The 14,110-nt window shown below is 64.5% G+C and carries 12 protein-coding genes; 8 read left to right on the plus strand and 4 right to left on the minus strand.

Features of this window, described 5'->3' with window-relative positions; translation table 11 throughout:
* Positions 1 to 69: 69 nt before the first annotated feature.
* The 4 genes from NKJ46_RS13335 to NKJ46_RS13350 form a co-directional block, all read right to left on the minus strand.
* Positions 70 to 633: an ActR/PrrA/RegA family redox response regulator transcription factor gene (locus tag NKJ46_RS13335; RefSeq protein WP_023676342.1), complete on the minus strand. Its 564-nt coding sequence runs from the start codon at positions 631 to 633 to the stop codon at positions 70 to 72.
* Positions 634 to 696: 63 nt separating this feature from the next.
* A complete protein-coding gene (locus NKJ46_RS13340) occupies positions 697 to 2,022 on the minus strand; it encodes an ActS/PrrB/RegB family redox-sensitive histidine kinase (RefSeq protein ID WP_352665419.1) in 1,326 nt (441 codons plus the stop codon).
* A 90-nt stretch (positions 2,023 to 2,112) separates the two neighbouring features.
* Positions 2,113 to 4,776 (minus strand): ATP-dependent helicase HrpB, encoded by a 2,664-nt coding sequence (hrpB, locus tag NKJ46_RS13345; RefSeq protein WP_352665421.1) that lies wholly within the window; start codon positions 4,774 to 4,776, stop codon positions 2,113 to 2,115.
* A gap of 76 nt (positions 4,777 to 4,852) precedes the next feature.
* The gene (locus tag NKJ46_RS13350; RefSeq protein ID WP_352665422.1) at positions 4,853 to 5,743 is read right to left on the minus strand and encodes a DMT family transporter; all 891 of its coding nucleotides are present in this window, start codon (positions 5,741 to 5,743) and stop codon (positions 4,853 to 4,855) included.
* A gap of 27 nt (positions 5,744 to 5,770) precedes the next feature.
* Between NKJ46_RS13350 and NKJ46_RS13355 the strand changes: the two genes are divergently transcribed.
* The 8 genes from NKJ46_RS13355 (at position 5,771) to NKJ46_RS13390 (ending at position 14,041) form a co-directional block, all read left to right on the plus strand.
* Positions 5,771 to 6,460, plus strand: a complete 690-nt coding sequence (locus tag NKJ46_RS13355) for a PIG-L deacetylase family protein (protein ID WP_352665423.1) — start codon at positions 5,771 to 5,773, stop codon at positions 6,458 to 6,460.
* 212 nt (positions 6,461 to 6,672) lie between these two features.
* Positions 6,673 to 8,004 carry an ABC transporter substrate-binding protein gene (locus NKJ46_RS13360; protein ID WP_352665424.1) on the plus strand — a complete coding sequence of 444 codons (1,332 nt, stop codon included), beginning with the start codon at positions 6,673 to 6,675 and terminating at the stop codon, positions 8,002 to 8,004.
* Between the two features lie 112 nt (positions 8,005 to 8,116).
* Positions 8,117 to 9,064, plus strand: coding sequence for a carbohydrate ABC transporter permease (locus NKJ46_RS13365; protein WP_352665482.1), 948 nt, complete (start codon positions 8,117 to 8,119; stop codon positions 9,062 to 9,064).
* Positions 9,061 to 10,011 (plus strand): carbohydrate ABC transporter permease, encoded by a 951-nt coding sequence (locus NKJ46_RS13370; RefSeq protein ID WP_023717959.1) that lies wholly within the window; start codon positions 9,061 to 9,063, stop codon positions 10,009 to 10,011. Before NKJ46_RS13365 ends, NKJ46_RS13370 begins: the two co-directional genes overlap by 4 nt.
* The gene (locus NKJ46_RS13375; RefSeq protein WP_352665425.1) at positions 10,008 to 10,208 is read left to right on the plus strand and encodes a hypothetical protein; all 201 of its coding nucleotides are present in this window, start codon (positions 10,008 to 10,010) and stop codon (positions 10,206 to 10,208) included. The genes NKJ46_RS13370 and NKJ46_RS13375 overlap by 4 nt, the downstream gene beginning before the upstream one ends.
* Positions 10,209 to 10,211: 3 nt before the next feature.
* Positions 10,212 to 11,324 carry an ABC transporter ATP-binding protein gene (locus tag NKJ46_RS13380; RefSeq protein ID WP_352665427.1) on the plus strand — a complete coding sequence of 371 codons (1,113 nt, stop codon included), beginning with the start codon at positions 10,212 to 10,214 and terminating at the stop codon, positions 11,322 to 11,324.
* Positions 11,317 to 12,330: an ABC transporter ATP-binding protein gene (locus NKJ46_RS13385; RefSeq protein WP_352665428.1), complete on the plus strand. Its 1,014-nt coding sequence runs from the start codon at positions 11,317 to 11,319 to the stop codon at positions 12,328 to 12,330. Before NKJ46_RS13380 ends, NKJ46_RS13385 begins: the two co-directional genes overlap by 8 nt.
* Before the next feature lie 67 nt (positions 12,331 to 12,397).
* Positions 12,398 to 14,041: a dihydroxyacetone kinase subunit DhaK gene (locus tag NKJ46_RS13390; RefSeq protein ID WP_352665429.1), complete on the plus strand. Its 1,644-nt coding sequence runs from the start codon at positions 12,398 to 12,400 to the stop codon at positions 14,039 to 14,041.
* Positions 14,042 to 14,110 lie beyond the last annotated feature (69 nt).

Consider the following 14,110-nt stretch of genomic DNA (forward strand, 5'->3'; position numbering starts at 1 on the left):
CAAGGTCCGACACCGCCAAGCGATGATGCGCAAACAGGGCTGGCCGGGCAAGCCTGTAGTCAGAGCCTTTTAGCGCGGCGCGCGCTTGGCGAGGATGCGTTGCAGCGTGCGGCGATGCATGTTCAGGCGGCGTGCGGTTTCCGAGACATTCCGGTCGCACATTTCGTAGACGCGCTGGATGTGTTCCCAGCGCACGCGATCGGCCGACATTGGATTTTCTGGCGGCGCTGCGCGTTCGCCCGCCGTGCGGGTCAGGGCTGCAAAGATATCGTCGGCATCGGCCGGCTTCGACAGATAGTCGATGGCGCCGAGCTTGACCGCCGTCACTGCAGTGGCGATGTTGCCGTAGCCGGTGAGGATGATGGCGCGGGCATCGTCGCGCTTCTCGCGGATCGCGGCGACGACGTCGAGGCCGTTGCCGTCGGCCAGCCGCATGTCGACCACCGCATAGGCGGGCGGATTGGCGCGCGCCTTGGCAACCGCCTCCTCGACGCTCTCCGCCGTCTCGACCACGAAACCCCTGGTTTCCATGGCGCGGGCAAGCCGCGTCAGGAACGGCTTGTCGTCGTCGACGATCAGCAGCGAGGTGTCCTCGCCTTCGACCATTGCGCCAATCGTTTCGTCAGTACTCATCGTGCTGAAAATCCTGCTGCCTGATTTTTACGCAAATATAGTTTCGCAACGCTATTGTCCAATTTAGGCGGTGTCGAACATGGTGGCCGAAGCCTGCTCGGGATTGAGGAAGACGCTGCGCGGCCACGATATCTGCACGATAGCGCCCTCGCCGGGCTCGCTCGAATTGCGGAAATCGAGCGTCGCGCCGGAGCGTTCGAGCAAGGTCTTGGCGATGAACAAGCCGAGGCCGAGGCCGCCGCCGGCTTCGGTGCCCTGGCGCGTCGACATATAGGGTTCGCCGATGCGGTCGATGATCTCCGGCGGAAAGCCCGGCCCGTCGTCGATGATCGAGAAGCTGACGGCGGCCTCATTCCATTTCCAGCGCACTGTCACACTTTTGCGGGCGAAGTCGACGGCGTTCTCGACCAGATTGCCGAGGCCGTAAATAACGCCGGGATTGCGCCGGCCCACCGGTTCCGGGCCGATGCGCTCGCCCGGTCGAAGCTTGATCGAAATGCCGAAATCGCGGTGCGGCGCCGTCACTTCCTCGACCAGCGAGGTCAGCGGCAGACGCGAGAGGTGCACCTCGCTCTCGGAGGAAAGGCTGGTCAGGCGCTTCAGGATTTCGCGGCAGCGCTCGCTCTGCGAACGCAGCAGCTTCACGTCCTCGCCGTATTTCGGATCTTCGCCAAGCGCCTTCTCCATCTCCTTGGCGACAAGCGTGATGGTGGCGAGCGGCGTGCCGAGCTCGTGCGCGGCGGCCGCCGCGAGGCCGTCGAGGGCCGAGAGATGCTGTTCTCGCTGCAGCACCAGTTCGGTGGCGGCAAGCGCGTTGGCAAGCAGCCGCGCCTCCTCGGCCACCCGGAAGGCATAGATCGCGGTAAAGGCGATGGAGCAGAACACCGCCATCCATATGCCGGCGACATAGATGAACGGCATCGCCAATGGCGCGCCCTCGTACCAGGGCAGCGGCAGGTGGTAAAAGACCAGCAGCGTCGCCGCCACGATCACCAGCGCGCCGAGCATGGCCGTCAGCCGCAGCGGCAGCGACGTCGCAGAGACGACGACGGGCACGGTCATCAGCAGCGAAAACGGATTGGTGAGGCCGCCGGTCATGTAGAGCAGGCCGGCAAGCTGCAGGCTATCGAAGGTCAGGATGGCGAAGGCCGAGAACGGGGTAAGCCGATGCGCCGCCGGATAGCGGAAGGTCAGCAAAAGGTTCATCCAGGCCGAACAAGCGATCAGCGCAAAACACATGCTGACCGGCAGCGGAAATTTCAGCCCGTAAGCGACGACTAGCACGGTCAGGCTCTGGCCGACGATGGCAAGCCAGCGCAACCTGATCAGCGTGTTGAGGCGCAGCCGCTGGCTTTGCTGGAAGTCGGGTGCGTGCAGGATGTTTATCATGGCCAATGATTATAGAGGGGAAACAGCCGGAGGTCTTTTCCGAAAAACTGCCGAAGCTTGCCTTCCGTTCGGGATGACAGCCTCGAAGCATCAGGTACCGCGCGGCTTGGCGCGGCTGGTGGCGGCGGCGAGAAGCGGGTTCTCCGGCCAGACATGCCTGGGATAGCGGCCGCGCATGTCTGCCCGCACATCGGCCCAGGAGCCGCGCCAGAAGCCGGGCAGGTCGCGCGTCGTCTGGATCGGCCGATGCGCCGGCGACAGCAATTCGAGCGTCAGCGGCACGGTGCCGTTGGCGATCGCCGGATGCCGGTCGAGGCCGAACAGCTCCTGCACGCGCGCCGCCAGCACCGGCCATTCGCCGTCATAGCGGATCGGCAGCCGACTGCCCGACGGAGCGTCGAAGTGGGTCGGCGTCAATATGTCGATCTTGCGCTGCAATTCGTGCGGCACCAGCGTTATCAGGCCTTGCGAAAGCACGCTGGGATCAATCGCCGCAAAGGATGCGGCACCGGAAAGGAACGGCAGCAGCCAGTCGTCGAGGCGCTCGACGAGTGCGGCATCGGAGACATCGGGCCATGGTGCGCCAAGGCCGCGGTGCAGCCAGCCGAGCCGCTGCCGCAACGTCTCCGCCTCCCTGGTCCACGGCAACAGGGACAGCCCGTGTTCGCGCAAGGCGTCGAGGATGGCGCGATCCGCGTCGGCACCGGTCGGCGCCGGCAGCATGCGTTCGGACAACATGATGGCGCCGAGGCGAACCGTTTCGCGCACCCGCACCGCGCGCCTGTCGCGGTCGAAGCTCACCTCGCGGCGCGTCTCGATCTTTTCGGCCAGCGTGGCACGGATATCGGTCTCATCGATGGCTGCCGCAGCCGTGATGCGTGCGTTCTGCGCCTTGCCCTGCAGGTCGGCGACGACGAGCCAGGTCTCGCCGGCCAGCGGGTCGGAGGCGTCGAGCATGGCGCCCGAGCCGTTGGCAAGCACGAAGCGGCCACGCTCGCCGCGCGCCTTGGCGACCCGATCCGGCCAGGCATGGATGAGGAAGGCGCCGGCATTACCCTCCCCCTTGAGGGGAGGGTCGGCGAGTGAACCTTGCGCAGCAAGGCGAGGGAGACGGGGTGGGGTCGGCGATGGCGTGCCCGACCCGGGGGGGGGGGGCCCCGCCGCGCCGGGGGCGCGGGCGCCCGCGCGGGGGGGGGGGGGGGGGGGGGCCGGGCCCCCCCCCCCCCCCCCCCCCCCCCGCCCCGCGCCGCGCCCCCCCCCCCCCCACACGGGGGAGGGTAATGCCTGTTTCGCCAGCCGCTCGGCAAGCCGCCGCGCGGTGATGGCGCGCGGCGATCTTTCGGATCGGAACCGCATCAGCCGCCGTTCGAGATCGGCACCGTCGCCGCCAAGGCCACGCTCGGTCAACAGCACGGCGAGCATCGCCGCCTCGAGCGCCTGTCCGGTCCTTGCCGCCTCGGCGACCATGTGGGCGAGCCGAACCGGTAGCGCCAGCCTGCGCATCGCGGCACCGGCTTCCGTCAGGCGTCCTGCCGCATCGACGGCATCGAGCGCGCGCAGCAGCGCCCTCGCCTCGGTGAGCGCCGGAGCCGGCGGGGGGTCGAGGAAGGACAGGCTGGTCGGATCGGCGACGCCGAACGCGGCGCAATCGAGCAACAGGCCGGAAAGATCGGCCTCGAGGATTTCCGGCGGCGTGAAAGCCGGCAGGGCCGCCGTCTGCTCGGCCCGCCATAACCGGATGGCGACGCCCGGCTGCGTACGCCCGGCACGGCCGGCGCGCTGGTCGGCGGAAGCGCGGGAAGCACGTACCGTCTCCAGCCGCGTCAGGCCGCTCGCCGGCTCATAGCGCGGCAGCCGCGATAGGCCGGAATCGATGACGACGCGCACGCCGTCTATGGTGATGGAGGTTTCGGCGATCGACGTCGCCAGCACGACCTTGCGGCGGCCGGGCGGCGCCGGCTTGATCGCCGCGTCCTGCGCCTTGTTGTCGAGCATACCGTAGAGCGGCACGATGTCGGTGTCGGCGCCGACCTTGCCCGCCAGCCGCTCGGCGGTGCGCTCGATCTCGCGCTGGCCGGGCAGGAAAGCGAGCACGCTGCCCTCCTCCCCGGCAAGCGCCGAGCGGATCGTCCTGGCCATCACATCCTCGATGGTGACGCCGGCCGGCCGCTCGTCATAGCGGATGTCGACCGGGAAGGCGCGGCCTGCGCTCTCGATCACCGGCGCGCCGGACAGCAGTTTTGCGACACGCGCACCGTCGAGCGTCGCCGACATCACCAGCGATCTGAGGTCAGGCCTCAGCGCACTTTGCACGTCGAGCGCCAGCGCCAGCCCGAAATCGCCGTCGAGCGAGCGTTCGTGGAACTCGTCGAACAACACCGCCGCGACACCAGCCAGCTCGGGATCGTCGAGGATCATGCGAGACAGCACGCCTTCGGTGACGACGAGGATCCTGGTCTTCGCAGAAGTGCGGTTTTCCATGCGCATGGCGTAGCCGACCGTCTCACCGGGTTCTTCGCCAAGCAATTCGGCCATGCGGCGGGCGGCAGCGCGGGCGGCGAGGCGGCGCGGCTCGAGCAGAATGATCTTTCCGACGCCGAGCCATTCAGCGTCGAGCAGCGCCAGTGGAACCAGCGTCGTCTTGCCGGCGCCAGGCGGCGCCACCAGTACGGCGCTGTTACCATGGCCGAGCGCTTCATTGAGCGCCGGCAAGACAGCGGAGACCGGCAGTTCCGGCAAAGGTTTTGTGGTCATTGTCCCAAGGATGTGCAGCCAGTTGGCGCCGATCGCATATCAGCGGTGGCGGTCGCGGCGCAACCTCGGCGCCGACTCAAAGCCTGGTCCGCGAAAACGGGTTCCAGCGCACGGTGCCGAGCCGCACCTCCTCGCGCACCATCGTCAGCAGGCCGGAACCGCCGACCACGGCGAGCCCGACCAGCGACAGAAAATCCGGATATTCCCTGAAGAACAGCGCACCTAAAACCACCGCCCAGACGATCTGCGAGTAATGCGTTGGCGCGATGCGGTTGGCCGGTGCGTATTTGACCGCCAGCAGATGCAGCAGCTGACCGCCGGCGGTAAAGGCGCCGGCCAGCACCAGCCAGGCCCATTGCCTGCCATCCGGCAGCGTGAACGAGGTGGCGGCCGCACCGACGCCGTTGAAGAGCAGGCCGTAGCCGATCAGCACGCCGAGCATCGTCGTGCGCTTTTCCTGCGCGGCCAGCGAACGCATCAGGACGACATTGGTGGCGGCCAGGAAGGCGATGATGAACGCCGCCAGATGACCAAGCTGCAACTCGCGAAACCCAGGCCTGACGACCAGCATGACCCCGGCAAAGCCGGCGACGACCGCCAGCCACCGCCATGGGCCGACCTTCTCCTTGAGGACCAGCGTGGCCAGGATGGTGACGAACAGTGGCGCCAGGAAGATCAGCGCATAGACTTCCGCCAGCGGGATGGTGGTGAAGGCGTAGACGCTGAGCACGCCCGAGGCGATGCCGGCCCAGGCGCGGGCCTGTACCGCCCACGGCCGGGTCGTGCGCCAGAAATCGCGCCAGCGCTCGCCTGCCGGCCTGGCAAAGAGCAGAAAGCAGCCGGCAAACAATGTCGAGAAGAAGCCGATCTCGAAGACGTTGAACTGCCCGCCCAGGCTTTTGACAACGGCGTCGCTGCACGAATAGCTTGCATAGGCGATGAGAGCGAGCAGAATTCCGTTGGGCACGTTTTTCCGTTTCCGGGAGAGATGAGAGTGAAGATACTGGCGCTTGGCGCGCATCCGGACGACATCGAGATCTTCATGTTCGGTACGATGGCGGCCTATGCCGCGCAAGGCGCAGAACTCTTTTTTGCCATAGCCACGGATGGCGCCAGGGGCGGCTATGGCGATCCGGCCGCGCTGGCCCGCACGCGCCGCAAGGAGGCGACGGCGGCGGCCGGCCTGCTTGGCGTGACGCCGCGCTTTCTCGATTTTCCCGATGGCGCGCTGGTGGCGGATGCCGCGCTGATCGGCGCGCTGACAGCACTGATCGGCGAGATAGGGCCGGATCTGGCGATCACCCATGCGCCGAACGACTATCATGGCGACCACCGCGCGCTGTCCGATGGCGTGCGCATAGCCGCCTCATTCTCGGTGCCGGTGCTGCACGCCGACACGTTCGGCGGCACCGGGTTTTCGCCAACGCACTATGTCGATATCTCCAGGCATTTCGATCTAAAGGTGGACGCCATCCGGGCGCACCAGTCGCAGGATCCCGAGCGTTTCGTCGACGCGGCGCGCACGCAGAACGCCTTTCGCGCCGGCCAGGGCAACGGCCCAGCCGGATCGTTCGCCGAGGCCTTCCGCTTCGAGCCCGTCTTCCCCTTCGCCGATATCCGCGCGCTGCTGCCGCCGGCCCCAGTGATCCGTCCGGTGGCGATCAGCAACAAGACGGTGACCTAGGCAGGTCGCCGCAACTTCTCACGTTGCTTTCCTATCCAGCATGCTGCGATGCAGCAACGAATTCGCTTGCCTTGTTTAGTAAAAATTGCATCACTAAACAAATTACTAAACATCCGGTGCGCCGCCGCGTCGTTGTGTTTAGGCCCCGGAGGAGGGGTTTAGAGGGCTCTTGAAACCGTCATCCGGACGCGTTTCGCAAATGGGAGGAAGGCATGAAATCGACCTTGAAACTGACGTTGGGACTGGCATCGACACTCTTTGCGTCGACAGCCGTTTCGAACGTCGCGCAGGCAGAAGATCTGACGCTTTGCTGGGCAGCCTGGGACCCGGCCAACGCGCTTGTGGAATTGTCCAAGGACTTCACCAAGGAAACCGGCATCGGCATGAAATTCGAATTCGTGCCGTGGACCAACTATGCCGACCGCTTTCTCAACGAGCTGAATTCGCACGGCAAGCTGTGCGACCTCATCATCGGCGACAGCCAGTGGATCGGCGGTGCCGCCGAGAACGGCCATTACGTCAAGCTGAACGACTTCTTCGACAAGGAGAAGATCAGCATGGACGATTTCGTGCCGGCGACCGTCGTTGGCTATTCGGAATGGCCGAAGAACTCGCCGAATTACTGGGCGCTGCCGGCTATGGGCGACGTTGTCGGCTGGACTTACCGCAAGGACTGGTTCTCCAAGCCCGAGCTGCAGAAGGAATTCAAGGAAAAGTACGGCTGGGATCTCGGCCCGCCGACGACCTTCGACCAGCTGAAGCAGATCGCCGAATTCTTCCAGAAGCGCGAGATCGACGGCAAGACCGTCTATGGCGCGTCGATCTACACCGAGCGCGGCTCGGAAGGCATCACCATGGGTGCCATGGACGTACTCTACAGCTTCGGCTTCCAGTACGAGAACCCGAAAAAGCCCTACGAGATGGAAGGCTTCGTCAACTCCGACAAATCGGTAAAGGGCCTGGAATTCTACAAGGCGCTCTACGATTGCTGCACCCCTCCCGGCGCCTCGAACAGCTACATGGGCGAAGGCGTCGATGCCTTCAAATCCGGCCAGGTGGCGATGCACATGAACTTCGCCTTCACCTGGCCAGGCCTGCAGAAGGACGAGAATGTCGGCGGCGACAAGATCGGCTATTTCGTCAATCCCAAAGGTCCGGACGGCGACCAGTTCGCCCAGCTCGGCGGCCAGGGCATCTCGGTGGTCTCCTATTCCGACAAGCAGGAAGCCGCGCTCAAATACATCAAATGGTTCGCCAACAAGGACGTGCAGTCCAAATGGTGGTCGCTCGGCGGCTATTCCTGCCTCAACGCGGTCGTCAAGGACCCGGCCTTCCCGGCCAGCCAGCCCTACGCGCAGACCTTCCTCGACTCGATGGCCATCGTGAAGGACTTCTGGGCCGAGCCGAGCTATGCCCCGCTGTTGCAGGCATCGCAGAAGCGCTTCCACGACTATGTGGTTGCCGGGCAAGGCTCGGCCAAGGATGCGCTCGACGGCCTCGTCAAGGACTGGACCGAGGTCTTCCAGGACGACGGCAAGATGTAAACGGCTCCTCCCGAGCCCATGACCGAACCGTCCCGTGCCACCCTTGGCACGGGACACAGTTCAGATAAATTCCATTGTCGAGACGATCCAAGTGACCGAAGCAGGACTGACCATGCCCAATCGGACGGCGGACAGCGTTGCCCGGGCTACGCCTGAGCCGTTGGCCCGCAAGGTCCGGGGCATCAGCGACAAGGGCCTCGCCTGGCTGTTCATCTCGCCGACGATCCTGTTGCTTCTAGCCATCAACATCTTTCCGCTGTTCTGGGCAATCTATCTGTCCTTCACCAATTTTCGCGCCAATCGGCCCAACGAGGTTGTGAAAAACCTTGGGCTGGCGAACTACAAGCGCATCCTGGCTGACCAGGACATCTGGATCGCCATGCAGACGACGGCGCACTTCGTGTTCTGGACCATCCTGCTGCAGACGCTGATCGGCTTCACGCTGGCCTGGCTGATCGACCGCAAGTTTCGCGGCCACGCCTTCTGGACGACAATCATCCTGGTGCCGATGATGTTATCGCCGGCGGTGGTCGGTAATTTCTGGCGCTTCCTCTACGAGCCGCAGATCGGGTTGTTCGCCTACGCCGTTTCGTTCGTAACCGGAATCCCGGCAACGCAGATCAGCATGCTCTCCAACGTGTCGCTGGCGCCATGGTCGATCATCATCGTCGACACCTGGATGTGGACGCCTTACGTGATGCTCATCTGCCTCGCCGGCCTGCGCTCGATCCCCGAATACATCTACGAAGCGGCCGAGGTCGACCGCGCCTCCAACTGGCGGCAGTTCTGGTCGATCACACTGCCGATGGCGCTACCCTTCATCATGCTGGCGGTGCTGTTTCGCGGCATCGAGAACTTCAAGATGTTCGACATGGTCAATTTGCTCACCGGCGGCGGGCCGGGATCGACCACCGAAGTGGCCTCGATCACGTTGAAGCGGCAGGCCTTCGAAAGCTGGCGGACGGGCTATTCCTCGGCCTTCGCCATCATCCTGTTCGTCGCGGTGTTCGGGCTGGCCAACATCTACGTCAAGGCGCTCAACAAGGTGAAGCAGAGATGAGCCTGACGTCAGCCCATTCCGTTGTCGCGCCGTCGGCCACGTCGAAGCGCGTCGCCGGCACGATCATCGTCGCCTACGCGCTGATCTCGATCGTGCCGCTGCTGTGGATCTTCGCCACCAGCTTCAAGACGCCGCCCGATTCCATCGCTTACCCACCGAAGATCCTGTTTCAGCCGAGCGTTGAGGGCTACTGCAACCTGTTCACGACGCGCACAAGGCAGACGCCGGAATACATCAACTCGCTTGGGCCGGCGACGGGCCTGTGCGACGAGACGGTGCGCAAGCGCAACATGGTGATCGCCGGCCCGTCGAACTTCATGCCGCGCTTCGTCAATTCGCTGATCATCGCGTTCGGCTCGACGTTTTGCGCGGTGTTCCTCGGCACGCTGTCGGCCTATGGTTTTTCGCGCTTCAAGGTGCCGCTAGCCGACGACCTTCTGTTCTTCATCCTGTCGACGCGGATGATGCCGCCGATCGCCGTCGCGATTCCCATCTACCTGATGTATCGCGAGCTTGGCCTGTCGGATACGGCGCTCGGCATGATCCTGCTTTATACGGCGGTCAACGTGTCCTTGGCGGTATGGCTGCTGAAAGGCTTTATCGACGAGATCCCGCGCGAATATGAAGAAGCGGCGATGATCGACGGCTATACGCGGCTGCAGGCGTTCTGGCGCACCGTACTGCCGCAGGCGACCACCGGCATTGCCGCAACAGCCATCTTCTGCCTGATCTTTGCCTGGAACGAATATGCCTTCGCCGCGCTGCTGACTTCGGGCACGGCGCAGACCGCGCCGCCCTTCATCCCGACCATCATTGGCGAAGGCGGCCAGGACTGGCCGGCGGTCGCTGCCGGCACGACGATCTTCCTGGTGCCGATCCTTGTCTTCACCATCCTGCTTCGCAAGCAATTGTTGCGCGGCATCACCTTCGGCGCGGTGCGCAAATGAACCTGACCACTAAACGCAAATCGCGCTGGCCCGTCTGGGCCAGGCGCGGGCTGATGGAAAACGTCGCCACCGCGATCATCGCGATCGGCTTCCTGATGCTGTTCCAACCCTTCGCGCTGGCGCTCTACACCTATTCCTTCATCACCATGCTGGCCGGCACGGCGATGTTCATCATCGTCTCGAAATTTCCGGAGTAGACGATGGCCGAGATCAAGGTCGAACATCTGAGGAAGGCATTCGGCGATTTCGTCGCCGTGCAGGATTCCAACTTCGTCGTCGAGGACGGCGAATTCTTCGTCATGCTGGGGCCGTCGGGCTGCGGCAAGACGACGACGCTTCGTATGATCGCCGGGCTCGAACTGCCGACCGGCGGCAAGATCCTGCTTGGCGGCGAGGACGTCACCATGCGGCGTGCCCGCGAGCGCGACATCGCCTTCGTCTTCCAGCTGTTCGCGCTCTATCCGCACATGAATGTGCGGAAGAACATCGGCTTTCCACTGCTGGCGCAAGGCATGCCAGGCGCTGAAATCCGGGCCAGGGTGGAAGAGACGGCGAAGCTGTTGCGGATCGACCATCTGCTCAACAAATCGGTCTCCGGGCTAGCCGGCGGCGATCGCCAGCGCGTGGCGCTCGGCCGCGCCATCGTACGGCGGCCAAAGTGTTTTCTGATGGACGAGCCGCTCGGCACGCTCGACACCGAATTCCGCGACCTGATGGTCCATGAGCTGCGCGAACTGCACAACCGCATCCACGCCACCACCGTCTATGTCACGCACGACCAGATGGAAGCGATGTCGATGGCCGACAAGATCGCGGTGATGAACCATGGCGTCATCGAGCAGTTCGGCACGCCTCGCGAGATCTACGACCGGCCGGCGACGATGTTTGTCGCCGACTTCATCGGCTCGCCGCCGATGAATTTCCTCGGCTTCGGCGGCGGCCTTTCAAAGGGTGCCAGGGAAATTGTTGTGCAAGGCGCGAAGGTGGCCGTGCCGGAGGTGCGCGAGGATGTCGCGCCGGCCGAGATGGCGCTTGGCATCCGCCCGGAGCACATCCGCTTCGACGACGCTTCGAAGCTGCGCGGCGCCATTTACGGCACCGAATATCTCGGCACCACGCAGATCGTGGCGGTCGAGACGGCAGACGGCATCATCAAGGCCAGGGTGCCGGCCGAAATCCGGCTCAATCCGGGCGATCATGTCGGCCTGGCGCTGAGCAGCGCGCGGCTGTCGCTGTTCGCAAAAGGATCCGGCCGTGCGGTGCGCACCGAAATCCATGACTCGGCCTCCCAGGGGAGGGCGCATCATGGCTGATGTTCACATCAAAGGCGTGTCCAAGGTTTTTGGCGAGCATGTCGCCGTCGACAATCTCGACCTGCATATCGCCGACGGGGAATTCGTCGTGCTGCTCGGGCCGACCGGCGCCGGCAAGACGACGACGCTCAGGCTGATCGCCGGGCTGGAGCGGCCGGAAGCGGGCTCGATCCATATTGCCGGCCACGACACGACGACGCTGTCGCCGGCCGAGCGCGACACCGCTTTCGTCTTCCAGCAATATTCGCTCTATCCGCATCTGTCAGTCTACGACAACCTCGCCTTTCCGCTGCGCTCGCCGGCGCGGAAAATGCCGGAGGACCAGATCCGCCGCCGCGTCGAGGATGTGGCCAAGATGGTGCGCATCCACCACAAGCTGAATAATCGCTCGACCAAACTCTCGGGCGGCGAGATGCAGCGCGTCGCCATCGGCCGCGCTTTGGTGCGCAAGCCGTCGATCTACCTGATGGACGAGCCGCTGTCGTCGCTCGACGCCAAGCTGCGCGCCGATCTCAGGCTCGAGCTGAAGCGCATCCAGGCCGAACTCGGCGCCACCATGCTCTACGTCACACACGACCAGATCGAAGCGATGACCATGGCCGACCGCATCGGCATCCTCGCCGACGGCGTGCTGGTGCAGATTGGTTCCCCGCGCACGATCTATTCTGAGCCGGCAAACCTTCACGTCGCGGCAAGGCTCGGCCAACCGGCCATCAATTTGTTGCCGGTCGGCTTGCTGCCGGATGGCGGCGCGCCGACGGGAACCAAGACAATCGGTGCGCGTACCGAACATCTTTCGATCGAGAAGGCCGCGAACGGCCATGCCGACGGCGTCGTCGATTGGGTCGAGCATCTCGGCGACCAGAACCATCTGCACGTGACAGTGGGGACCAAGAAGCTGGTGACGCTGACCGACCCCGACACCGACCTGGCGCAGGGCGACAAGATCATGATCCGCTATCGCTCGCCGCTGTATTTCGGCGCCGATGGGCGACGGCTGATGTGAGCGCTGCGCGAGTGTTTTCCTGGCACCTTTCAACCGGCAATTTCGGGCACCGGACTGGACCAATTCGATGAAGCATTTTTTCAATCGCAGGGATACGATCGTAACTGAGGCCCTGGACGGCTTTCTCGGCACGACCGGCGCCGGCGTTCTCGCTCGCCTCGACGGCTATCCCGAGATCAAGGTCATTCTCCGCGCCGACTGGGATAAGACCAAGGTCGCGGTCATTTCCGGCGGCGGGGCCGGGCACGAACCCGCACATGCCGGCTTCGTCGGCATGGGCATGCTGACGGCGGCGGTTTCGGGCGAGATCTTTGCTTCGCCGAGCGTGGAAGCAATATTGGCCGCCATCCGCGCGGTGACCGGTCCCGCCGGGTGCCTACTGATCGTCAAGAACTATACCGGCGATCGCCTCAACTTCGGCTTGGCCGCCGAGAAGGCGCGCGCCGAAGGCTTCCGCGTCGAGATGGTGATCGTCGCCGACGACATTGCCCTGCCGGACATTGCCCAGCCGCGCGGCGTTGCCGGCACCTTGTTCGTGCACAAGATCGCAGGCTATCTGTCGGAAGCCGGCAACGATCTGGCGACGATTGCCGCTGCGGCGCGCGCCGCGGTGGCGGATATCGTTTCACTCGGCATATCGCTGTCGTCCTGCTCGATCCCCGGCCAGAGCCATGACGAAAGATTTGGCGCCGACGACGCTGAACTCGGCCTCGGCATCCATGGCGAACCGGGCGTTGAGCGGATTGCGGTACAAAGTGCCGAAAGACTGGTTGCGATCATGTCGGAGCGCCTTGCCGCGCGGCTCGATCCGGCCAGCGACTACGCCTTGCTGATCAACAATCTCGGTTCGGTGCCACCGCTGGAAATGTTGCTTGTCGCCAATGCGGTATTGGCATCACCGCTGGCACGAAAGGTGACGCTGACGATCGGGCCTGGGCAGCTTATGACGGCGCTCAACATGAACGGCTTTTCTCTGTCGCTGATCCGGCTCGATGCGCCGCGCGAAGCGGCGTTGCGGGCGCCGGTAGGTCCTCACGCCTGGCTGCCGGCAAGAGCGGTTGGCCCAATGAGCATCGTGCCGATGGCAAAAGCCGGCAGCCTTGGCAACGCGTCGAAAGCCAGCCAGGACGCGCGCACCGAGCGGCTGGTGGTCGCGGTCTGCGAACGGCTGATCTCGCTTGAAGGCGCGTTGAACGGACTGGACGCCAAGGCTGGAGACGGCGACACCGGATCGACTGTGGCGGCCGGTGCGCGCAGCGTGCTAGGCCGCATTGCGACACTGCCGCTCGCCGACCCTGCCGCAACGCTCGCCGCCGTCGGCGACATCCTGAGCGCCAGCATGGGCGGCTCCAGTGGCGTGCTGCTGTCGATCTTCTTCACCGCCGCCGCGCAGGCGCTGCAGTCTGGCGAAACGCTTCCCAAGGCGCTTCTCGCTGGCCTGGATCGGGTGTCCTTCTATGGTGGAGCGAGGATCGGCGATCGCACGATGATCGATGCCCTGGAACCCGCCTTGAGGGCGCTGGATAAGGGGAGTCTGGAAGATGCGGCGGTCGCGGCGCAACGCGGAGCCGAGGCCACCGCTGCCATGCGCAAGGCCAAGGCCGGGCGGTCCGCCTATATTGGCAGCCAGCTCGACGGCGTGGTCGATCCGGGCGCCTTTGCCGTCGCCGAGGTCTTCACTGCCCTCGCTGCGTTGCTCGAACCCGCTTGACTGGGGAAAAGAATGCTTCAATTGCCGGATATGCAATTTTCTCGTACTGCCGGCAGCGCAGGGGCCAGG

Source organism: Mesorhizobium sp. M0166, assembly GCF_040322255.1.
Classification (GTDB): Bacteria; Pseudomonadota; Alphaproteobacteria; order Rhizobiales; family Rhizobiaceae; genus Mesorhizobium.